General features: G+C 71.4%; 22 protein-coding genes. 3 read left to right on the top strand and 19 right to left on the bottom strand.

Annotated features, from left to right (window positions below):
* Nucleotides 1-20 precede the first annotated feature (20 nt).
* The 12 genes from hisG to IEY87_RS20825 form a co-directional block, all read right to left on the bottom strand.
* Nucleotides 21-866, bottom strand: coding sequence for an ATP phosphoribosyltransferase (gene hisG, locus IEY87_RS20880; RefSeq protein WP_189140409.1), 846 nt, complete (start codon nucleotides 864-866; stop codon nucleotides 21-23).
* 60 nt (nucleotides 867-926) lie between these two features.
* The gene (locus IEY87_RS20875) at nucleotides 927-1190 is read right to left on the bottom strand and encodes a phosphoribosyl-ATP diphosphatase (protein WP_189140408.1); all 264 of its coding nucleotides are present in this window, start codon (nucleotides 1188-1190) and stop codon (nucleotides 927-929) included.
* 199 nt (nucleotides 1191-1389) lie between these two features.
* On the bottom strand, nucleotides 1390-3126 hold the full coding sequence (locus IEY87_RS20870) for a DEAD/DEAH box helicase (protein WP_225277210.1): 1737 nt from the start codon (nucleotides 3124-3126) through the stop codon (nucleotides 1390-1392).
* 319 nt (nucleotides 3127-3445) lie between these two features.
* Nucleotides 3446-3805 carry a metal-sulfur cluster assembly factor gene (locus IEY87_RS20865; RefSeq protein WP_189140406.1) on the bottom strand — a complete coding sequence of 120 codons (360 nt, stop codon included), beginning with the start codon at nucleotides 3803-3805 and terminating at the stop codon, nucleotides 3446-3448.
* Nucleotides 3802-4242 (bottom strand): Fe-S cluster assembly sulfur transfer protein SufU, encoded by a 441-nt coding sequence (gene sufU / locus IEY87_RS20860; RefSeq protein WP_189140405.1) that lies wholly within the window; start codon nucleotides 4240-4242, stop codon nucleotides 3802-3804. Before sufU ends, IEY87_RS20865 begins: the two co-directional genes overlap by 4 nt.
* A gap of 2 nt (nucleotides 4243-4244) precedes the next feature.
* Nucleotides 4245-5507: a cysteine desulfurase gene (locus IEY87_RS20855; RefSeq protein WP_308112949.1), complete on the bottom strand. Its 1263-nt coding sequence runs from the start codon at nucleotides 5505-5507 to the stop codon at nucleotides 4245-4247.
* A complete protein-coding gene (gene sufC, locus IEY87_RS20850; protein ID WP_189140404.1) occupies nucleotides 5504-6250 on the bottom strand; it encodes a Fe-S cluster assembly ATPase SufC in 747 nt (248 codons plus the stop codon). Before sufC ends, IEY87_RS20855 begins: the two co-directional genes overlap by 4 nt.
* A gap of 5 nt (nucleotides 6251-6255) precedes the next feature.
* A complete protein-coding gene (locus tag IEY87_RS20845) occupies nucleotides 6256-6576 on the bottom strand; it encodes a non-heme iron oxygenase ferredoxin subunit (RefSeq protein ID WP_189140403.1) in 321 nt (106 codons plus the stop codon).
* The gene (gene sufD, locus IEY87_RS20840; RefSeq protein ID WP_189140402.1) at nucleotides 6573-7697 is read right to left on the bottom strand and encodes a Fe-S cluster assembly protein SufD; all 1125 of its coding nucleotides are present in this window, start codon (nucleotides 7695-7697) and stop codon (nucleotides 6573-6575) included. The genes IEY87_RS20845 and sufD overlap by 4 nt, the downstream gene beginning before the upstream one ends.
* Nucleotides 7697-9109, bottom strand: coding sequence for a Fe-S cluster assembly protein SufB (gene sufB / locus IEY87_RS20835; protein WP_189140401.1), 1413 nt, complete (start codon nucleotides 9107-9109; stop codon nucleotides 7697-7699). The genes sufD and sufB overlap by 1 nt, the downstream gene beginning before the upstream one ends.
* The gene (locus IEY87_RS20830) at nucleotides 9106-9813 is read right to left on the bottom strand and encodes a helix-turn-helix transcriptional regulator (RefSeq protein ID WP_189140400.1); all 708 of its coding nucleotides are present in this window, start codon (nucleotides 9811-9813) and stop codon (nucleotides 9106-9108) included. Before IEY87_RS20830 ends, sufB begins: the two co-directional genes overlap by 4 nt.
* Before the next feature lie 180 nt (nucleotides 9814-9993).
* Nucleotides 9994-11211: a multidrug effflux MFS transporter gene (locus tag IEY87_RS20825; RefSeq protein WP_189140399.1), complete on the bottom strand. Its 1218-nt coding sequence runs from the start codon at nucleotides 11209-11211 to the stop codon at nucleotides 9994-9996.
* A 165-nt stretch (nucleotides 11212-11376) separates the two neighbouring features.
* On the opposite strand from IEY87_RS20825, the gene IEY87_RS20820 reads away from it, so the two are divergent.
* Complete coding sequence (locus tag IEY87_RS20820) at nucleotides 11377-12309, top strand: ABC transporter ATP-binding protein (protein ID WP_189140398.1); 933 nt, start codon at nucleotides 11377-11379, stop codon at nucleotides 12307-12309.
* The gene (locus IEY87_RS20815; protein WP_189140397.1) at nucleotides 12306-13076 is read left to right on the top strand and encodes an ABC transporter permease; all 771 of its coding nucleotides are present in this window, start codon (nucleotides 12306-12308) and stop codon (nucleotides 13074-13076) included. Before IEY87_RS20820 ends, IEY87_RS20815 begins: the two co-directional genes overlap by 4 nt.
* Here the strand turns inward: IEY87_RS20815 and IEY87_RS20810 are convergent.
* Nucleotides 13038-14234, bottom strand: coding sequence for an MFS transporter (locus IEY87_RS20810; protein ID WP_189140396.1), 1197 nt, complete (start codon nucleotides 14232-14234; stop codon nucleotides 13038-13040). The genes IEY87_RS20815 and IEY87_RS20810 overlap by 39 nt on opposite strands.
* A gap of 111 nt (nucleotides 14235-14345) precedes the next feature.
* Here IEY87_RS20810 and IEY87_RS20805 point away from each other — a divergent pair, with 111 nt between their 5' ends.
* The gene (locus tag IEY87_RS20805; RefSeq protein WP_189140395.1) at nucleotides 14346-15260 is read left to right on the top strand and encodes an EamA family transporter; all 915 of its coding nucleotides are present in this window, start codon (nucleotides 14346-14348) and stop codon (nucleotides 15258-15260) included.
* Here IEY87_RS20805 and IEY87_RS20800 read toward each other — a convergent pair.
* Genes IEY87_RS20800 through IEY87_RS20775 form a run of 6 tightly spaced genes read right to left on the bottom strand, consistent with a single transcriptional unit; the run spans nucleotide 15257 to nucleotide 21333 of the window.
* Nucleotides 15257-15928, bottom strand: a complete 672-nt coding sequence (locus IEY87_RS20800; RefSeq protein ID WP_189140394.1) for a GntR family transcriptional regulator — start codon at nucleotides 15926-15928, stop codon at nucleotides 15257-15259. The two genes, IEY87_RS20805 and IEY87_RS20800, sit on opposite strands and share 4 nt — an antisense overlap.
* Nucleotides 15929-15943: 15 nt before the next feature.
* The gene (locus IEY87_RS20795; RefSeq protein ID WP_189140393.1) at nucleotides 15944-17011 is read right to left on the bottom strand and encodes an ornithine cyclodeaminase family protein; all 1068 of its coding nucleotides are present in this window, start codon (nucleotides 17009-17011) and stop codon (nucleotides 15944-15946) included.
* Nucleotides 17008-17982: a proline racemase family protein gene (locus IEY87_RS20790; RefSeq protein ID WP_225277209.1), complete on the bottom strand. Its 975-nt coding sequence runs from the start codon at nucleotides 17980-17982 to the stop codon at nucleotides 17008-17010. Before IEY87_RS20790 ends, IEY87_RS20795 begins: the two co-directional genes overlap by 4 nt.
* Entirely contained in the window at nucleotides 17979-18980 is a 1002-nt protein-coding gene (locus IEY87_RS20785) for a proline racemase family protein (protein ID WP_189140392.1), read from the bottom strand. The genes IEY87_RS20790 and IEY87_RS20785 overlap by 4 nt, the downstream gene beginning before the upstream one ends.
* A complete protein-coding gene (locus tag IEY87_RS20780; protein ID WP_189140391.1) occupies nucleotides 18977-19870 on the bottom strand; it encodes a dihydrodipicolinate synthase family protein in 894 nt (297 codons plus the stop codon). The genes IEY87_RS20785 and IEY87_RS20780 overlap by 4 nt, the downstream gene beginning before the upstream one ends.
* The gene (locus IEY87_RS20775; protein WP_189140390.1) at nucleotides 19867-21333 is read right to left on the bottom strand and encodes an FAD/NAD(P)-dependent oxidoreductase; all 1467 of its coding nucleotides are present in this window, start codon (nucleotides 21331-21333) and stop codon (nucleotides 19867-19869) included. Before IEY87_RS20775 ends, IEY87_RS20780 begins: the two co-directional genes overlap by 4 nt.
* Nucleotides 21334-21352 lie beyond the last annotated feature (19 nt).

Here is a 21352-nt window from a genome sequence, read left to right as displayed (position 1 = left end):
TTTGTCAGAGGCGGCAGGCGTCAGAGGCGGCAGGCGTAGATGTCGGTGACCAGGATGGCCCGCCCGCCGAGGTCCCAGAGCTGGTCCATGACCTGCTGGTGGCCCTTGCGGCGGACCATCGCGCGCACCGCCACCCAGCCCTCACGGTGCAGCGGCGAGACCGTCGGCCCCTCCATGCCGGGCGTGAGCGCGATGGCCTCCTCGATCCGCTCGGCGCGGATGTCGTAGTCCATCATGACGAAGTCGCGGGCGTGCACGACCCCCTGGAAGCGGCGGACGAGCTGCTCGGCCGCCTGCGTCTCGGGCGCGCTGTGGCGCTTGATGAGCACGGCCTCCGAGCGCATGATCGGCTCGCCGAACACTTCGAGCCCGACGTTGCGCAGGGTCGTGCCGGTCTCCACCACGTCCGCCACCGCGTCGGCGACGCCGAGCCTGATAGCGGTCTCGACGGCGCCGTCGAGCTTGATGACGCGCGCGTCGACACCCTCCTCGGAGAGGTATTTGTCGAGCAGGCCGGCGTAGGAGGTGGCCACGCGCAGGCCCTGCAGGTCCTTGACGGAGGTCATCGTGCCGGCGTTGCAGGCCAGGCGGAAGGTCGATCCGCCGAAGCCGAGCGACATGATCTCCTCGACGGGCGCGCCGGAGTCGATGAGCATGTCCCTGCCGGTGATGCCGACGTCGAGGGTGCCCTCGCCGACGTAGACGGCGATGTCGCGCGGGCGCAGGAAGAACAGCTCGCAGCCGTTGTCCTCGTCGACGACGACGAGCTCCTTGCTGTCCCTGCGCGACCGGTAGCCGGCCTCTTTGAGCATGATCTGGGCGGCCTCACTGAGCGCGCCCTTGTTCGGTACGGCCAGACGTAGCATGTCTGTTCCTCGGTGTTCTCACTGTTCGCGGGTGTGGGCCGGAGGTGGGCGCGGGGCGCCCTAGAGATGCTTGTACACCTCGTCCAGCCCGATCCCTTTCGCGACCATGAGCACCTGCACGTGGTAGAGAAGCTGCGAGATCTCCTCGGCGGCCCGGTCGTTGGACTCGTGCTCGGCCGCCATCCAGCTCTCGGCGGCCTCCTCCACGACCTTCTTGCCGATGGCATGGACGCCGGCGTCGAGCGCGGCCACGGTGCCCGAACCCGCGGGCCGGGTCAGCGCCTTCTCGGACAGCTCGGCGAACAGCTCTTCGAAGGTCTTCATGATCTCTCTCGTCGGTCGGCTGACGTGCGAGTCAAGCCTAGTCTGCGCGGGCACGTGGCGATGCCGCGCGTCCGCCTGACGAGACCGGGCAGACTCATATGCCGATCTTGACGCGCCCCATACCGACATGACGAAACGGCGCCGCCCGCCGCACCCCGGAGGGGGTACGGCGGGCGACGCCGCAGATCAACGCAGCGGATCAGCGCTCGAAGCGGCGGCCACCCGAGGCGCGGCGGTCGTCGGAGCGGAAGCCGCCCCTGGCGCCACGGTCGTCCTGACGGGGTCCGCCGGAGCGGTAACCGTCACGCGGCCGGTCGTCGGAGCGGACGCCGTGGTCGGCCGAGAACGGCCGCGAACGGTCACCGGCCGGGCGGCTGCGGTCGTCGGACCGGTAGCCACCCTCACGGGAACCGCCACGGTCCGCCTCACGGGCACCGCCACGGTCGTCGGAGCGGAAGCCGCCCCTGGCGCCACGGTCGTCCCGGCGGAAGCCCCGGTCCTCACCAGGCGCGGCCCCAGCCGGACGGTCGCCGTTGTCGTGACGTCGAGGGCGCCGGTCGTCAGCCGACGCTCCCGCGAAAGGGCGCTCACCACCGTCATGGCGACGGGGGCGACGCTCGCCACCGTCGAACTCGCGGCGGGGACGACGGCTGCGACGGTCCGAACCGCCGTGGCCGCCACCCTCGCGACGGGCGCCGCGCAGCGGCTTGCGGGCGTCGGGCTCCCAGACGGGGATCGACTCGCCACTGGGCGTGCGTGCCCCGGCGACCTCCGCCAGGCGCGGGTGACCGGGAGCGGCCTTGAGCCGGAACGGCTGGATGCCCGCCCGCTTGGTCAGCGCGTCGGTGGAACGGCGCTCGTTCGGCAGCACCAGGGTGACGACGGTGCCCTTCTCGCCGGCCCGCGCCGTACGGCCGCCGCGGTGCAGGTAGCTCTTGCTGTCCTGCGGCGGGTCGACGTGCAGCACGAGGCTGATGTTGTCGACGTGGATGCCGCGGGCGGCGACGTCGGTGCAGACGAGCACGTTGACGGAGCCCTCACGGAACTCGGCCAGGATGCGGGTGCGCTGGTTCTGGCGCTTGCCGCCGTGCAGTCCGCCGGCCTTGACGCCGACCCGGGCGAGCTGCTTGCACAGGCGGTCCACGCCGTGCTGGGTCTTGACGAAGATGATCGTACGGCCTTCGCGGTTGGCGATCTCGGCCGTGACGTCGAACTTGTCGTCGCGGCTGACCTGCACCACGTGGTGCTCCATAGTGTCGACCGGGGAGGTCGCGGGGGCGACGGAGTGCGTGATCGGGTTTCTGAGGAAGCGCCGCACGAGCTTGTCCACGTCGCCGTCGAGCGTCGCGGAGAACAGCAGCCGCTGCCCGTCGGTGGGGGTCTGCGCGAGCAGCTCCGTGACGACGGGGAAGAAGCCGAGGTCGCACATGTGGTCGGCCTCGTCGAGGATGCTGACCCGGACGTCGGCCAGGGAGCACTCACCCTGGCGGATGAGGTCGCCGAGCCGGCCCGGCGTGGCGATGACGATGTCGACGCCGCGGCGCAGCGCCTCGATCTGCTTGCCCATGGACATGCCGCCGACGATGACCTTCATCCGCAGGCCGAGGCCACGGCCGAGCGGCTCGATGGCGTCGTGCACCTGGAGCGCGAGCTCACGGGTGGGCACGAGGATCATCGCACGGGGGCGGCCGGGGGTCGGCCGGACGCCTGCCAGCCGCGCCATGGTGGGCAGGCCGAAGGCGAGGGTCTTACCGGAGCCGGTCTGGCCGCGTCCGAGGACGTCGGCGCCGGCGAGCACGTCGGGGATCGTCGCGCTCTGGATGGGGAACGGGCTGTCGATGCCCTGCTTGGCCAGGCCGGTCACGAGGGGCTTGGGCAGGCCAAGCAGCTCGAACTCGGAAGGGCCAGATGCCGCAGCGGGGGTCGTTTCGGGCATGACAGCGTCAAGCATGGTCACGAAATTCGTGCCTTTCAGTCGAAGTGGCACGTCACTTCTGCGAAAGGACGAGCCAGGGTCGTACGGCGATCTTTGCCGTACACATTGCAGTGCGCCCGCCGCGGGGGCGGAGCGAGGGGAAGGCGCACCTGGGGCGCCGGCCGCAGGCGGCGCGGGACGCGCGATGAGGCGTCAGGTGTCCTAAGGTGCCAACACGGGGCAGATCAAGAGTATTCCCCATGTGGGGACTTGGGAAATCCTAGGCCCCCGGCACGCTGAAGCGGCTGACGCAGTGCGCCAGCCGTACAGCCTGAAAAGATCAGACGTTGAATCCTAGCATACGAAGCTGCTCGCGCCCCTCATCGGTGATCTTGTCCGGGCCCCATGGCGGCAGCCAGACCCAGTTGATCTTGACGTCGGAGACCATGCCTTCGAGCGCGGAGTGCGCCTGGTCCTCGATCACGTCGGTGAGCGGACAGGCGGCGCTGGTCAGCGTCATGTCGATGGTGGCGACGGGCTTGGCGCCGTCGGCGGGATCGAGGTTGAGGCCGTAGATGAGCCCCAGGTCCACGACGTTGATGCCGAGCTCGGGGTCCACGACGTCCTTGAGCGCCTCCATCACCTCCTCGACGGTGGCCTCACCGTCGAGGTCGATCGGGGTCTCGACCGGTTTGCTCATCCTGCAGCACTCCTCACAACAGCGTCCTTGTAGGCCATCCAGGAAAGCAGCGCGCACTTGACCCGCGCCGGGAACTTGGCCACCCCGGCGAACGCGACCGCGTCGCCGAGCACGTCCTCGTCGGCCTCCACCTGTCCCCTGCCCTGCATCAGACGGGTGAACTCGGCGACCACGGAGAGCGACTCCTCGACCGTCGAGCCGGTGGTGAGCTCGTGCAGCACCGAGGCGGCGGCCTGGCTGATCGAACAGCCCTGCCCGTCGTAGGAGACGTCCTCGATCTTGCCCGCGTCGCCCATCTTGACGCGCAGGGTGATCTCGTCGCCGCAGGTCGGGTTCACGTGGTGAACCTCGGCGTCGTACGGCTCGCGGAGCCCCCGCCCCTGCGGGTGCTTGTAGTGCTCCAGGATGAGTTCCTGGTACATCGACTCGCCGATCATGGCTATGCGAACACCTTCTGAACGTGGTGGAGGCCGCGCACCAGGGCGTCGATCTCCGCCGTGGTGTTGTACAGGTAGAAAGACGCCCGGGTGGTCGCCGGTATTCCGAACCGCAGGTGCAGCGGGCGCGCGCAGTGGTGCCCGACGCGCACCGCGATGCCGAACCGGTCGTCGAGGATCTGCCCCACGTCGTGCGGGTGGATGCCCGCCAGCGTGAACGACAGCGTGCCGCCCCGCAGGTCGAGCGAGTCGGGGCCGATCAGGTGCAGTGAGGGCACCTCGCGCAGGGCGTCCAGCGCGTAGGCCGTCAGCTCCCGCTCGTGCGCCTCCACGGCGTCCATGCCGATCCCGGTCAGGTAGTCGACCGCGGCGCCGAGGCCGATGGCCTCGACAATGGGCGGCGTGCCCGCCTCGAACTTGTGCGGCACCGGCGCGTAGGTCGAGTGGTCCATCCAGACCGCCTCGATCATCTCGCCGCCGCCGAGGAACGGAGGCATCGCCTCCAGCAGCTCACCCCGGCCCCACAGCACGCCGATGCCCGAAGGGCCGACCATCTTGTGACCGGTGAAGGCCACGAAGTCGACGTCCAGCTCGGCGACGTTCACGGGGTGGTGCGGCACCGACTGGGAGGCGTCGAGCATCACCAGCGCGCCGACCTCACGAGCCCGCGCGAGCACCTCGGCGACCGGGTTGACGGTGCCGAGCACGTTGGACTGGTGCGCGATCGAGACGATCTTCGTCCGCTCGGTGACCAGCTCCGGCAGCCCGGACAGGTCGAGGCGGCCCTCGTCGGTGACGCCGAACCACTTGAGCGTCGCGCCGGTGCGCTGCACGAGCATCTGCCACGGCACGATGTTGGAGTGGTGCTCCATCTCGGAGATGACGATCTCGTCACCGGGGCCGAGCGTGAAGCGGGGATCGGTGTTGGCCCGGTTGCCGAAGGAGTAGGCGACCAGGTTGAGGGCCTCGGAGGCGTTCTTGGTGAAGATCACCTCGTCGCGCGACGGGGCGCCGACGAACGCGGCGAGCTTGTCGCGCGCGCTTTCGTACGCCTCGGTCGACTCCGAGCCCAGCACGTGCATGGCGCGCCCGACGTTGCTGTAGTGCATCGCCAGGTGCTCACGCATGGTCTCGATGACCTGGGTGGGCTTCTGTGAGGAGTTGCCCGAGTCGAGGTAGACGAGCGGACGCCCGCCGGGCAGCTCGCGGGAGAGAACCGGGAAGTCCTTCCTGATCCTCTCCACGTCCAAGCTGGTGGAAGTCATGCAGACGCCCTCGTGTACTGCTCGTAGCCCTCGGCCTCGAGCTTGTCGGCCAGCTCCGGCCCGCCCTCCTCGACGACCTTGCCGGCCGCGAAGACGTGCACGAAGTCGGGTTTCACGTACCGCAGGATGCGGGTGTAGTGCGTGATCAGCAGCACGCCCGTCTCACCGGTCTCGCGGAAGCGGTTGACGCCTTCCGACACCACGCGCAGCGCGTCGACGTCGAGGCCGGAGTCGGTCTCGTCGAGGATCGCGATCTTCGGCTTGAGCAGCTCCAGCTGGAGGATCTCGTGGCGCTTCTTCTCGCCGCCGGAGAAGCCCTCGTTCAGGTTGCGCTGGGCGAAGGCCGCGTCGATGTGCAGGGCGTCCATGCCGGCCTTGAGGTCCTTGGCGAACTGGCGCAGCTTGGGCGCCTCGCCGTGGACGGCGGTGACGGCCGAGCGCAGGAAGTTGGACACCGACACGCCGGGGACCTCGACCGGGTACTGCATGGCGAGGAACAGGCCGGCGCGGGCGCGCTCGTCGACCGACAGCTCCAGCATGTCGACGCCGTCGAGCAGCACCTGGCCGCCGGTGATCGTGTACTTGGGGTGGCCCGCGATGGCGTAGGCCAGGGTGGACTTGCCGGAGCCGTTGGGGCCCATGATGGCGTGGGTCTCGCCCGACTTCACGGTGAGGTTGACGCCGTTCAGGATCTGCTTGTCCCCGACGGCGACCTGAAGGTCACGGATCTCAAGGGTGGACATGTGTTTTATGACTCCTTCGAGAGCGAGACGAGCACGTCATCGCCGTCGATCTTGACTGTGTAGACGTTCACGGGCTTGGTCGCGGGCGGGCCGGTGGGCTTGCCCGAGTGGATGTCGAAGCACGAGCCGTGCAGCCAGCACTCCAGCGTGCCGTCGTAGACGTCGCCCTCACTGAGCTTCACCTCGGCGTGTGAGCAGACGTCGTGCAGGGCGAACACCTCGTCGCCCTTGCGCACCAGCGCCACGGGGGTCTCCCCCACCTCGACGCCGATCACCCCCTCGTCGGGGATGTCGCTCACCTTGCACACCTTCGCGAAATCACTCATCGGGCGAGCTCCGCCTCCACCGCGCTCATCACGCGGTCGCGGATCTCATCGATCTGGATCTTCTCGATGAGCTGGCCGAGGAAGCCCCGGATGACCAGGCGGCGAGCCTCGTCGAAGGGGATGCCACGGGCCTGGAGGTAGAAGATGTGCTCGTCGTCGAGCCGGCCCGAGGTGGAGGCGTGGCCCGCGCCGGCGACCTCGCCGGTGAGGATCTCCAGGTTGGGGACCGAGTCGGCGCGAGCGCCGTCGGTGAGGATCAGGTTGCGGTTGAGCTCGTAGGTGTCGGTGCCCTCGGCCTCGACCCTGATGATCACGTCGCCGATCCAGACGGCGTGCGCGCCCTCGCCCTGCAGCGCGCCTCGGTAGTCGACGTTGCTCCGGCAGTCGGGCCGGGAGTGGTCGACCAGGAGGCGGTGCTCCAGGTGCTGGCCCGCGTCGACGAAGTAGACGCCGGCCAGGTCGGCGTCGCCGCCGGGGCCGGTGTAGGACACGCTCGGCGACAGGCGTACGAGGTCGCCGCCCAGGGTCACCACGAAGCTGCGGAAGGTGGCGTCCTTGGCGAGCTGGGCGTGGTGGTGGGAGACGTGCACGGCGTCGTCCTGCCAGTCCTGCAGGCTGACGACCCGCAGCGTGGCGCCGTCGCCGACGACGAACTCGACGTTGCTGGCGTAGACGGCGCTGCCCTGGTGCTCGATGACGACGATGGCCTCGGCGAGCGGCTCGACCACGACCACGATGTGGCCGTAGGACGCGCCGTCGACGCCGCCGCCCCGCACCTCGACGCGGATGGGCTCGGCGAGCACGGCCTCCTTGGGCACGGTCACCACGAGCGCCTTCTCGAAGGCGTTGTAGGCCTGCGCGCTGATGCGGTCGGCCGGCACGTAGGCGCGGCCGATGCGGGCGTCGTCGCGGCCCACCCATTCGGAGCTCACGCCGGCCGGGGTGTAGGCCTGGGTGAGCACCTGGCCGGTGACCTCGGCCGTGCCGTTGTGCAGGCCGCGCAGGCGGGCCAGCGGCGTGAAGCGCCAGGCCTCCTCACGCCCCGTCGGCACCTCGAAGTCGTCCAGGTCGTAGGACGCCTTCTCGTGCAGGGTCGACAGGGGCTTCTCGTTCAGGCCCATCAGCCGACGGCTCCTTCCATCTGCAGCTCGATCAGCCGGTTGAGCTCGAGCGCGTATTCCATGGGCAGCTCACGGGCGATCGGCTCGACGAAGCCGCGCACGATCATCGCCATCGCCTCGTCCTCCTCGAGCCCGCGGCTCATGAGGTAGAACAGCTGGTCCTCGCTGACCTTGGAGACCGTGGCCTCATGCCCCATCGAGACGTCGTCCTCGCGGACGTCGACGTAGGGGTAGGTGTCGGAGCGGCTGATCTGGTCGACCAGCAGCGCGTCGCACTTGACGGTGCTGGCGCTGCCGTGCGCGCCCTCCTCGATCTGCACGAGACCGCGGTAGGAGGTACGGCCGCCACCGCGCGCCACCGACTTGGAGATGACGCTGGAGCTGGTGTGCGGTGCCAGGTGCACCATCTTGGAGCCGGCGTCCTGGTGCTGGCCCTCGCCGGCGAACGCGACGCTCAGCGTCTCGCCCCTGGCGTGCTCGCCCATCAGGTAGACGGCCGGGTACTTCATCGTGACCTTGGAGCCGATGTTGCCGTCGATCCACTCCATGGTCGCGCCCTCGTAGGCGACGGCGCGCTTGGTGACCAGGTTGTAGACGTTGTTCGACCAGTTCTGGATGGTCGTGTAACGGCAGCGGGCGTTCTTCTTCACGACGATCTCGACGACCGCGGAGTGCAGCGAGTCGGAGGAGTAGATCGGCGCGGTGCAGCCCTCGACGTAGTGGACGTAGCTGTTCTCGTCTACGATGATCAGGGTCCGCTCGAACTGGCCCATGTTCTCGGTGTTGATCCGGAAGTAGGCCTGCAGCGGGATCTCGACCTCGACGTTCGGCGGCACGTAGATGAACGAGCCACCGGACCACACCGAGGTGTTGAGCGCGGCGAACTTGTTGTCGCCCACCGGGATGATGGTGCCGAAGTATTCCTTGAAGAGCTCCTCGTGCTCCTTCAGGCCCGTGTCGGTGTCGACGAAGATGACACCCTTCTCCTCGAGGTCCTCACGGATCTTGTGATAGACGACCTCGGACTCGTACTGGGCGGCGACGCCGGCGACCAGGCGCTGCTTCTCCGCCTCGGGGATGCCGAGCCTGTCGTAGGTGTTCTTGATGTCGGCGGGCAGCTCCTCCCAGGAAGCGGCCTGCTTCTCGGTCGAGCGCACGAAGTATTTGATGTTCTCGAAGTCGATGGTCGTGAGGTCGGAGCCCCACGTCGGCAGCGGCTTCTTGTGGAACAGGCGGAGCCCCTTCAGGCGAAGGTCGAGCATCCACTCCGGCTCGTTCTTCAGCGCGGAGATGTTGCGGACGACCTCCTCGGACAGGCCGCGCTTGGCCGTCGCCCCCGCGGCATCCGAGTCGGACCAGCCGAACTTGTAATTCCCGAGGCCTTCAAGCTCCGGGCGGTCGGTGACAGTCACCTTCCGGTCTCCTTGCTCTTGTCTCTATGTGCGGTCTCGCCCAGCGATTGCGGGCTCACGTGCGTGGTGCAGACCCCGTCGCCGTGCGCGATGGTGGCCAGGCGCTGCACCGGTGTGCCGAGCAGTTGCGCGAACGCCTCCGTCTCGGCCTCACACAGCTGCGGGAACTCCGCCGCCACGTGGGCCACCGGGCAGTGATGCTGACAGAGTTGGTCGCCACCCGACTTGGCCTTGCTGGCCGAGGCGGCGTAGCCCTCCGCCGACAGCGCCTGCGCCAGCACTTGCACACGCTGGTCAGCCGGCACTGTCCGCATGACCGGCTCCAGCCGCGTCAGCAGGCCGGACACCTGCGAGCGGGCGAAGTCGGCCACTGCTCCCGCACCCATGCGCTCGGCCAGGAAACGCAGCGCGCTCCCGGCGAGGTCGTCATAGGCGTGCTCGAAAGCACTGCGCCCCGCGTCGGTGATGGCGAACAGCTTGGCCGGTCGCCCCCGCCCGCGCTCACCGCGCGGACGCACCGTACGAGGCTCTATCATTCCATCCGTCAGCAGCGCGTCGAGGTGACGGCGGACGGCGGCGGGCGTGAGCCCGAGCCGCTCGCCCAGCGCCACGGCGGCGATGGGTCCGTGCTCCAGGATGAGCCGGGCCACGCGCGCACGGGTGCTGCGCTCGCTGCCTGGCTCGATGGTGGGCACGGGCTTCATCGGTCGCTCACCACTCCTGGTTCGTCGCGCGGGGAGATCGCCTTGCGGCGCCGCCCGTTCTGCTCAGCGGATCGGACTCGCTTCTTGTTTTGACAACATCAGTGTGCCGTAATTCCTTCCCCGTTCTCAAACGGATCCGGTTACCGGCTCAATGCAATTTCTCACGCAGGGTAGCCTTACCTAACTTTTCCTCTGCCGCCCCAGCACCATGAAAGTCAGGACCGAGAGGGCCAGAAGGACGAGCATGGTGACGGCCATCGGCAGGGCCGAGTCCGACCCGAAGAGGCCGACCAGCGGGGCCGCGCCGGCGCCCATCGCGAACTGCATCACGCCGAGCAGCGCCGAGGCCGATCCGGCGATCTGCTGGGGCTGCTCGGCCAGGGACAGCGCGCCGGTACCCGGCAGGACCAGGCCCTGGCCGCACATGATGACGAACAGGCCGGCGATGATCGCGGGCAGTCCGAGGCCCGTCGCGGCGCCGGCCAGCATCAGCCCGCCACCGGCCAGCGCGACGAACAGTCCGACGACGACCAGCGTGGCCGGCGGGACGCGGCCCGACAGCCGCCCGCCGACCTGGGCCATCAGGACCAGACCGAGGGCGTTCGCGCCGAAGATCAACGAGTACTGCGCGGGCGTGGCGTCGTACACCTCTTGCAGGACGAACGGCGAGCCGGAGATGTAGGTGAACATCGCGGCGAAGGAGAGCCCGGCGGTGAGCGCGTACCCCATGAAGGAGCGGTCGCGCAGCAGGTGCCAGAACGTGCGCAGGGTCTGCCCGAGCCCGCCACCCGCCCGCTCGCCCGCGGGCAGCGTCTCGCGTACGCCGAAGAGCACCGCCACGAGCAGGACCAGGCCCATCAGGCTGAGGGCGACGAACACGCCGCGCCAGGAGGTGAACTCCAGCAACTGGGCCCCGGCGATCGGGGCCAGGATCGGTGCCAGGCCGCTGACCAGCATGAGGGTGGCGAAGATGCGGGCGATGGCCGCGCCGTCGTAGAGGTCGCGGACCACGGCGCGGACGATGACCAGCGCCGCGCCGCCCAGCACGCCCTGCAGCAGGCGCAGCACGATGAGCACGGGCACGGAGGGCGCGAACGCGCACAGCAGCGAGGTGACGGTGAATCCCGCCACGCCCACGAGGAGCGGCATCCTCCTGCCGCGCACGTCGCTCACCGGCCCGGCGACGACCTGGCCGACGGAGACACCGATGAGGCAGGCGGTGAGGGTGAGCTGGACCTGGGCGGGCGCGCTGACCATCTCGCCGCTGATGGCGGGCAGCGCGGGCAGGTACATGTCGATGGCCAGCGGCCCGATCGCCGACAGCGCCCCCAGGATCAGGAGCAGCAGTCCTCGGCGGTCCTCCTTGGCGACCGGAAGCGTGGCCTGTGCCACGGACATGCGGAACCCCTCTCCCTCATAGGTGTGACCCATGAGGGCCGAGGGAACAAACCAGCATTCGGTCCCCCAAATTCCCAATTTTGCCCCAAATCCTCCATAGGAGGATATTTCTTTCGGGCCGACCTGTGGCCCCGACCGGCACGGCCTGTCCCTAGACTCGTGGCCATGGAATCCCCAGCCGTCGAGCCGGCGGCCGAGCCGGCGGTTGAGATCATCGAGCTGGTCAAGCGCTACGGCGGCGCCACCGCGATCGACGGCCTCACCCTGCGCGCCGGCCGTGGCGCGGTCACGGCCGTGCTCGGCCCCAACGGCGCGGGCAAGACGTCCACGGTGGAGATCTGCGAGGGGTTCCGCAAGGCCGACGCCGGCACCGTGCGGGTGCTGGGGCTGCCCCCCGACGCCCCGGCGCTGCGCCCCAAGGTGGGCGTCATGCTGCAGTCCGGCGGCGTGCCGCCCGCCATGCGCTGCGGCGAGTGGCTGCGCCTCGTCGCCCGCTTCTACGCCCGTCCGCTGGACGCGGGCACCCTGCTGACGCGGCTGGGGCTCTCCGATCACGTACGGACCCCGTACCGCAGGCTGTCGGGCGGTCAGCAGCAGCGGCTCTCGCTGGCCGCGGCCGTGATCGGCAGGCCGGAGCTGGTCTTTCTCGACGAGCCGACGGCGGGCCTGGACCCGCAGGCCAGGCACGCCTGCTGGGAGCTCGTCGGCGAGCTCAGAAGCGCCGGCGTCTCGGTGGTGCTGACCACCCACCACATGGACGAGGCCGAGCGGCTGGCCGACCAGGTGGTGATCATCGATCGCGGCCGGGTGGTCGCCGAGGGCAGCCCCGCCGCGCTGACCGGGGCCGAGCGGCAGCTCCGCTTCCGCGCCCGGCCGGGGCTGGCTCTGGAGGAGCTGCTCAACGCGCTGCCCGCCGGCAGCGCCGCCAAGGAGTCACCCGCCGGCCACTACATCATCGAGGGCCAGGTGGGGCCCGAGCTGCTGGCCACCGCGACGGCGTGGTGCGCGGCCGAGGGCGTCATGGCCGACGACCTGAGCATCGAGCGCCGCACGCTCGAAGACGTGTTCCTGGAGCTGACGGGCAGGGAGCTGCGATGACCTCCGCGCTGGACTTCACCCCCGCCCCGGGGCCGGCGCCGCTGCCCCGGATGGTGCTGGCGCAGACGGGCGCCGAGGTCCGGGCCATGCTGCGCAACGGCGAGCAGCTCCTGCTCACCCTGATCATCCCGGTGCTGCTGCTGGTCGGCTTCTCGGTGGCGCCGCTGATCGACGTCGGCGGCGGCAGCCGGGTCGGCTTCCTGACCCCCGGCGTGCTGGCGCTGGCCGTCATGTCCACCGCCTTCACCGGCCAGGCCATCGCGACGGGCTTCGAGCGGCGCTACGGCGTGCTCAAGCGGCTCGGCGCGACCCCGCTGTCCAGGACCGGGCTCATGCTGGCCAAGACCCTCGCGGTCATCGCGGTGGAGGCCGTGCAGGTCGCGGTGCTCGTCCTGGTGGCGCTGGCGCTCGGCTGGCGGCCGCAGGGCTCGGCGGCGGCCGCGCTCCTGCTCATCCTGCTCGGCACGGCCGCGTTCAGCGGGCTGGGCCTGCTCATGGCGGGGCTGCTGCGGGCCGAGGCGACGCTGGCCGCCGCCAACCTCGTCTATCTGCTGCTGCTGGCGGCCGGCGGGGTGGTCTTCCCGCTGTCGAAGTTCCCGGACTCGGTGCGGCCGATCCTGGAGCTGCTGCCCATCTCGGCGCTGACCGGGGGCCTGCGCGCGGTGCTCACCGGCGGCGCGGCGCTGCCTCTGGGCGCGGTCGCGGTGCTGGCCGGGTGGGCGGTCGTGTCACTGGGGCTGGCCGCTCGCACCTTCAGGTGGGAGTAGGCCGTAGCGGCGCCTGCTGAGCGTCGCCACCACGGTCAGCGGGACGGCGACGGCCGCCGTGAGCCCGAACAGCAGCGGGTACGCGCCGTTCTCGGCCAGCGGCCCCGCCGCCCACGACGAAAAGGCGCCGCCCACGAAGAGCGAGGACGCGAAGAAGGCCACCGTCGTCCCCCTGGCCTCGGGGACGACGGAGGTGGCCCAGGTCTGCAGCGAGGAGTGCATGAACGACCAGCCGCCGCCCAGCACCAGCGAGCTGACCGTCACCGTGGCCACGCTCACGCTGACGGCGACGATCGTGTACGCCACGCACAGCTGTGCCCCGCCAAGGGCCATCAGCAGCCACACCGGCCGGCCCCGCGACAGCCGCATGACCAGCCGGGAGGACAGCCCCACGCCGATCCCGTAGGCGGCGGTGCCGAGACCGGCCACCGTGGTGGAGATCCCCTGGTGCTGCAGCGCGGTCGCCAGGAACGCCATCGTGCCGAGCAGGACGGCGCCCTCCACGAACGCCAGCGAGAACACCAGCAGCGCCCACGGCCTGCTCAGCACCGTGCGGATGTGCCTGCCCAGGCCGGCGATCTCGGCGCGCGGCGGCTCCGGCACCGTGCGCAGCGCCAGCACGCACGCCAGCGCGCAGAGCGCGGGCACGGTGAAGACCAGCCGCCAGCCCGCCAGGTCGCCGAGCAGGCCGCCGACGCCGGTGGCCATGGCGGTGCCCACCGCCATCACGCCCATCAGACTGGACAGGGCGCGCTGGCGCAGCGCGACCCCGACCGTGTCGCCCACGTAGGTGAGCGAGGTGGGGACCACGCCGCCGAAGCAGGCGCCCGCCACGATCCTGGCCGCCACCAGCGTGCCGAGCTCCGGCACCAGCGCCGAGACCAGGCCCGCCAGCGCCGCGCCCAGCAGGGCCACCCGCATCACCCGCAGCCGGCCGAACCGGTCGGACAGCACGCCCCACAGCGGCTGCGACAGCCCGTAGGCGAGGTAGTAGCCGCTCGCCACGGCGACCGCCGCGGCCAGCGGAACGTCGAGCTCCACCGCGATGAGCACCAGCATGGGGGTCACGGCGAAGCGGTCGAAGCTGCTGACGAAACAGGACACGGTCATCGCGAGCGGCGGCTTGGCGAGCGTGGCCGGGGGGACGGTTTGCGTCATAGGTCCTATGCCAGATTCGTCGGTTATCTGACAGTAAATACCAGCGTGGCCACAGCGATGTCGGAGGGGGCCGGTAAGCTCTCGGGGTTGCCCTGACCTGAGGAGTTCCCCGTGACCGCGTTCGCCCTCGACGACCCGCTGGAGCGAGGACCCGGCCTGCCCCGGCCCGGCCGGCTGCTGCGCACGGCCGCGGACTCGATCCCGCCGTCGGGGCTGGTGCTGCTGGGGATCTTCTCGGTGCAGCTGGGCGCGGGCTTCGCCAAGGAGCTGTTCACGGCGCTGCCGCCGAGCGCGGTGGTGTTCCTGCGCATCGCCATGGGCGCGGTGGTCATGGCTGTGGTGGCCCGGCCCAGACTGCGCGGGCTGTCCCGGCGGGACTGGGCGGTCGCGCTCGGCTTCGGCGTGACGCTCGCGGTGATGAACCTGACCTTCTACGAGGCGCTGGCCCGGCTGCCGCTGGGCATCGCGGTGGCCATCGAGTTCCTGGGCCCGCTCGGCGTGGCCGTGGCGGCCTCCCGGCGCAGGCTGGACCTGCTGTGGGTGGCCCTGGCCGGGGCCGGGGTGCTGCTGCTCGCGCCGTGGGGTCAGTCCGAGACGGTCAGCTGGATCGGCATCGGCTTCGCGATGGTGGCCGGAGCCTGCTGGGCGGCCTACATCCTGCTGTCGGCGGCGGTCGGCGGCCGCTTCCCCGGCGCCACCGGGCTGTCGTTCGCGATGATCGTGTCGGCTGTGCTGGTCGCGCCCGTGGGCATCACCACCGGCGGGGTCGACCTGCTGCAGCCGGAGCTGCTGCTGATCGGTCTCGGCGTGGGGTTGCTGTCCTCGGTGATCCCCTACTCGCTGGAGCTGCAGGCGCTGCGCCGGATGCCCAAGCAGGTGTTCGGCATCCTGATGAGCATGGAGCCGGCGGCGGCCGCGCTGATCGGCGTGCTGGTGCTGAGCGAGCTGCTGCACGCGCAGCAGTGGGCGGCCATCATCTGCATCGTGGCCGCCAGCCTCGGCTCCACCCGGATGCGCCGCGGCTAGGCGTCGCTTGCCCAGATGCCCCGGACATGCTCGATGTGCTCGCCCATGATGAGGCCCGCCGCGCTTTCGTCGCCGCCCTTGAGCGCGTCGAGCAGCGCCAGATGCTCGCGGGCCGAGTCGGCCAGCATGCCATGCCGCGAGAGCTGTGACAGGCCGTAGAGGCGCGCCCTGGTGCGCAGGTCCCTGACGACCTCCACCAGGTGGGCGTTGCCCGACAGGCTGAGCAGCTCCAGGTGGAAGCGCAGGTCGGCGGCCACGTAGGCGAGCAGGTCACCGGCCTCGGCGGCGGCCACGATCTCCTCGGCGACCGGCCTGAGCCGCTCGAAGTCGGCCGCCCGGCCGGAGTCGGCGAGCCGCGCCACGGTGGGCACCTCGATGAGCCTGCGGATCTCGGTGAGCTCGTCCAGGTCACGATCGGACAGCTCGGTCACCCGGAAGCCCTTGTTGCGCACGGCCTCGACCAGGCCCTCCTTGGCCAGGTCGAGCATGGCCTCACGCACCGGCGTGGCCGAGACACCGAACTGCGCGGCCAGCACGGGCGCCGAATACACCACTCCCGAGCGCATCTCCCCGGTGATCAGCGCGGCCCTGAGCGCGTGCGCCACCTGCTCACGCAGGCTCTGCCGCTCCCCCACCATCGGCAGGTCGAGCCGGTATTCGGCAGCCATCCACCCATCCCCTCCCTATGTCGTCCGCGACCACGCCTCATACGCGGCGGCCGCGACCACCAGGTCCTCCCACGCCATGCCGGTCCCCTTGAACACCCGCGGCCCGGCGCCGACCGTCACCCGGCCCGCGACGAGATCCGCGAGGTTTCCGGCGAGATGGTGAGTGGTGATCGTACCGTGACGGATCGGCTGGATCACGTCCCCCGCCTCGGCCAGGGCCGCCGACCGGGCCTCGACGACCAGCGTGGCGCGGGCCACCAGGCCGCCGTCGAGCTCCCGGGCGTCCGGCTCGTGCGAGCCGACCGCGACGACGGTGACGCCGTCGCGGACCAGCTCACCGGGGAAGAGCGGCTGCCTGGCGGTGGTGCAGCAGGCGATGAGATCGGCCCGCGCCACCGCCTCGGCGACCTCCCGCCCCTGCACGCCCTGAGGTTCCCCCGGAGCCGGACGCTCGCCGTACGCGGCCTGGGTTCGTGTCTCCGGAGCCGGCCGCTCGTCGTACAGGGCCTGGGTTCGTGTCTCCGGAGCCGGCCGCTCGTCGTACAGGGCCTGGGCTCGTAGGCCGTGGGTGCGGCAGCGGGTGGCGAGGGCCTCGGCGCGGCCCTGATCGCGGCCGACGATCGTGACGCCGGTCAGCGGCCGGACCTCGCGCAGGGCCAGGACATGCCCCCACGCCTGCGGTCCCGACCCGAACACCACCAGCTCGCGGGCGTCGGGCTCGGCCAGGTGGCGGACGGCGAGCGCGGAGACGGCGGGCGTGCGCAGGGACGTCAGCGCGATACCGTCCATGACGGCGAGCGGGCTGAGGGTGTCGCCGTCGAGCAGCAGGTACGTGCCCTGGATGCGGGGCAGCCCGCGTCCGGGGTTGGCGGGCGCGACGGTGGCCGCCTTCACCCCGGCGTAGCGTCCGGCCGCGGCGGGCATGAGCAGGAGCTGCCCCGCGGGCAGCTCGACCACCGGCCGCTGCGGCGTCCGCTCCGGATCGAGCCCGGCCTTCAGCGCGTCCTCCACAATCCGTACGGCATCCGCCACGGGCACCAGTCGTGCGACGGTGGCGGCGTCGAGGTAGGGCAGCCCGTTCATCGCAGCGTGAACCCGGTGCCGATCGGGTCGTCCGGATCGAGCTCGAAGGCGTGCCTGCCGATGCGATAGGCCATGCCTTCGATCTCCGGGACGACCCCATCCCCGGCCAGGCTCGCGACGCGGGCACGGAACTCGGTGCCGACGATGCTCTCGTGCACGAGCGTGCCGCGCAGCCCCTCCTCGTGCAGCAGGGCGAGCCTGGCGGCGGTGCCGGAGCCGCAGGGCGAGCGGTCCACCTCGCCGTCGGCGAACACCGTGACGTTGCGCTGGCGGGCGTGCTCCGGACCGCCGTCGAGCTCGTCGTAGAAGATGACGCCGTACACGCCGGACAGCCGGTCGTCGGCAGGGTGCCGGGAGGCGGGGTGGCCAGCCAGTGCGGCCTTGATCCGGCGGCCGTGGGCGATGAGCTCGCTCAGCCGGGCCGGCTCGACCGCCAGGCCGAGCGCCTTGGCGGGCACGCAGGCGTAGATGGCCCCGCCGTAGGCGACGTCGACCGTCACCCCGGCCGCCGGGACGTCGCGCGCGATGACGTACGAGGGGACGTTGACGAAGGTCACGGCCGTGATGCGGCCGCCCGCGCAGCGGACGCGGGCGGTGACGCGGCCGGACGGCACATCCACGACCACGTCGGTCTCGCCGTCGGGGTCGGCCGTGACCAGCCCTTCCCGTACGGCGTGCACGCCGAGCGCGATGGTGCCGTGGCCGCACGCGGTGGAGTAGCCGTCCTTGTGCCAGAACAGCACGCCGAGGTGGGCGCCGGGGTCGTCGGGCGGGACGAGGAAGCAGCCGTACATGTCGGCGTGGCCGCGCGGCTCGTGGCACAGCAGCCGCCGCACCTGTTCGGCGTCCTCGGCCCGCGCGGCGTTGGCGCGGCGTTCGAGCACGGTGGCGCCGGGGATCGCGGGGACGCCGCCGGTCACGATCCGGAACGGCTCCCCGGCGGTGTGGTAGTCGACGGTGGTGACGGTCACAGCTCGAATCCTTCGGGGAAGGGGTCGCGAGGGTCCAGGAAGTACTGGGCGGTGCCGGTGACCCAGGCGCGGCCGGTGATCGAGGGCACCACCGCCCGCCTGCCGCCCACGGCCGTCTCCTCCAGGAGCCTGCCGACGAAGCGGGTGCCGATGAAGGACCCGTTGACGAAGTCCCGGCCCAGCGGCAGCTCGCCCCTGGCGTGCAGCTGGGCCATCCGGGCGCTGGTGCCGGTGCCGCACGGCGAGCGGTCGAACCAGCCCGGGTGGATGGCCATCGCGTGCCGCGAGTGGTGGGCGTCGGAGCCGGCGGCGGTGAAGTAGACGTGGTGGCAGCCGCGGATGCGGTCGTCCTCGGGGTGCACCGGCTCGTCGGCGGCGTTGATCGCCCGCATGGTGGCCAGGCCCGCGTCGAGGATCTCGTTCTTGGCCTTGCGGTCGAACGGCAGCCCGTAGGCGTCGAGGTCCACGATGGCGTAGAAGTTGCCGCCGTAGGCCAGGTCGTAGCGGATCTCGCCGTGGCCGGGCACGACGACGCGGGCGTCCAGCCGGTCGGCGTAGGAGGGCACGTTGCGCAGCGTCACCGACATGGCCATCCCGTCCTGTACGGCCACGTCCACCACCACCAGCCCGGCCGGCACCTCCAGCCGCACGGTGGTGACCGGCTCGACCACCTCCACCATGCCGGTCTCGACCAGCACGGTGGCCACGCCGATGGTGCCGTGGCCGCACATCGGCAGCAGGCCCGACACCTCGATGAACAGCACTCCCCAGTCGGCGTCCGGCCGGGTCGGCGGCTGCAGGATGGCGCCGCTCATGGCGGCGTGGCCGCGCGGCTCGTTCATCAGCAGCCTGCGGATGTGGTCGAGATGGTCGCGGAAGTAGACCCGGCGCTCGGCCATGCTCGCCCCGGGGATCACGCCCACACCGCCGGTGATGACGCGGGTGGGCATGCCCTCGGTGTGCGAGTCGACGGCGTGGAAGACGCGCTTGGTCCTCATCGCAGCCCCTCCGCGAGCGCCTTCTCCGTGGCGGACCTGACCACCGCCGCCTGCTCGTCCGTCAGCGGCTGCCGCGGCGGCCTGCACGGCCCGCCGTGGCGGCCCGCCAGGTCCATGGACAGCTTGATGGCCTGGACGAACTCCGTCTTGGAGTCCCAGCGCAGCAGCGGGTGCAGCGCCCGGTAGAGGGGCAGCGCGGTGTCGAGGTCCCCGGCGAGCGCCGCCCGGTAGAGGGCGACGCCGGCGACGGGCAGCGCGTTCGGGTAGCCGGCGATCCAGCCCACCGCCCCGGCCAGCGCCAGCTCCAGCAGCACGTCGTCGGAGCCGATCAGCAGGTCGAGCTCCGGGGCCAGCTCGGCGAGCTCGTAGGCGCGGCGGGGATCGCCGGTGAACTCCTTGACCGCCACGATCAGGCCCTCCTCGTGCAGCCTGGCCAGCAGGGCCGGGACGAGGTCCACCTTGGTGTCGTACGGGTTGTTGTAGGCGACCACCGGGACACCGGCCTCGGCGACCTCGCGGTAGTGGCCGGACACCGCGCGCTCGTCGGCCCGGTAGGTGTTCGGCGGCAGCAGCAGCACCGAGCCGCAGCCCGCCTCGGCCGCCTGCTCGGCCCAGCGCCGCGACTCGGCCGCGCCGTACGCCCCCGCGCCCGCCATCACCCGGTCCCCGCCCACCGCCTCGACGGCGGTCCGGATCACCCGGGCCCGCTCGTCGGCGGTGAGCGTCTGATACTCGCCCAGCGAGCCGTTGGGCACCACGCCGTCACAGCCGTTGTCCACCAGCCAGCGGCAGTGGTCGGCGTAGCCGTCGTAGTCCACCGTCAGATCTTCGCGCAGGGGCAGCGCGGTGGCGACCATGACTCCGTGCCAGGGCTTGCTGCGATCGGTCATGCCGGGTCCTCCGTTGTGTGTGGTTCCGTTCGGGTGCCGTCCTCGTCGAACGCGGCGAGAGCGGCCAGGGAGATGGGCTGGGCGACAGGTCTTCTGGGTGGCGCGGGCGGCTCGCCCGCCAGGCAGGCGACGGGGTAGCCACAGATGCGGCCCTGGCACCAGCCCATGCCCGCCCGGGCCAGCAGCTTGATCGAGCGGGCATCGGTGGCGCCGAGCTCCTGCGCCTCCCGTACGCGCGCCAGCGGCACCTCCTCGCACCGGCACACCAGCGTGTCGTCACGCAGCCACCCCTGCCAGCCGGACCTGACCGGGTACGCCTCCAGCAGCGCCGCCGCGAACGCCCGCGCCGACCGCCGCCGCCTGAGCAGCACGCTGGGGACGGGGACGGGGACGGGGACGGGGGCGTTCGCGGCGGTGGGGACGGCAGCGGCGGCGGCGACAGCGGGGGCCGTAGCGGCGACAGCAGCGGCAGCGGCGGCGATGGAGAGGCCGGCGAGGCGGCCTTCGAGTTCTGCCAGGCGCCAGCCGCCCACGCCGGTGGGCTCGCCCGCCGCCCAGACGCCGGGCACGCTGGTGCGCTGGCCGTGGTCCACCGCCAGGATCGGGCTGCCGTCGGCGTCGTGGCGGGTGTCGCAGCCGAGTTGGACGCCGAGCTCGATCTGCGGGATGAACCCGTAGCCGGTGGCCAGGGTGTCGCAGGTGACCCGGCGCGTGCCGAGCACGCGCCAGTCCCGGTCGAGGCGGGCCACCGTGACAGCCTCCAGCTCGTGCTCGCCGTGCGCGGCGATCACCGCCCGTCTCGTCCGGTACGGCACTCCATGCCGAGCCAGCGCCACCCCGTAACCGGCCGCCTCGCCCGCCTTGCCCAGGGCCCGCAGCGGGTGCCGGGCCAGCCCCAGACCTCCGCCGGCCTCGTACACACCCGCCACCCGTGCCCCGGCCTCGGCCAGCCCCACGGCGACGGGCAGCAGGAACGGCCCGGTCCCGGCCACGACGACCCGGCTCCCGGCCACGACGCCGTGCCCCTTGAGCAGCGCCTGCGCGCCGCCGGCGGTGAGCACGCCGGGCAGGTCCCAGCCGGGGAACGGCAGCACCCGGTCATGCGCGCCGGTGGCGATCAGCAGCCGGCGGCACCCGAGAGCCACCGGACGCTCCCGCCCGCCGTCGCGCGCCGCACAGTGAACGGTGAGCCGGCCGTCCACCTGCCTGGTCACACTCCAGACCTGATGCTCGGTCAGCACCTCGGCCCGCTCCCGCAGCGCCCGCACCTGGCCGAGGAAGCGGCCGAACCCCGGCGTCGAGGAGTGCGGCGGCGCGGCACGATGGCGGAAGTACTGCCCGCCGAGCCGCGCCCCCGCGTCCACCACCGCGACCCGCAGCCCGTGAAGGGCCGCCGTCAACGCCCCCGCCACCCCGGCGGGCCCCCCGCCGATCACCACCAGATCCCAGTCACCCAGAAGCACCGGGCCCGCTCCGAACCCA

Origin of the sequence: Nonomuraea glycinis (assembly GCF_014646515.1) — a bacterium.
In the GTDB taxonomy this organism is placed as follows: Bacteria; Actinomycetota; Actinomycetes; order Streptosporangiales; family Streptosporangiaceae; genus Nonomuraea; species Nonomuraea glycinis.
Note: the sequence above shows the minus strand (reverse complement) of the source record. Positions and strands in the feature narration are given on the sequence as shown.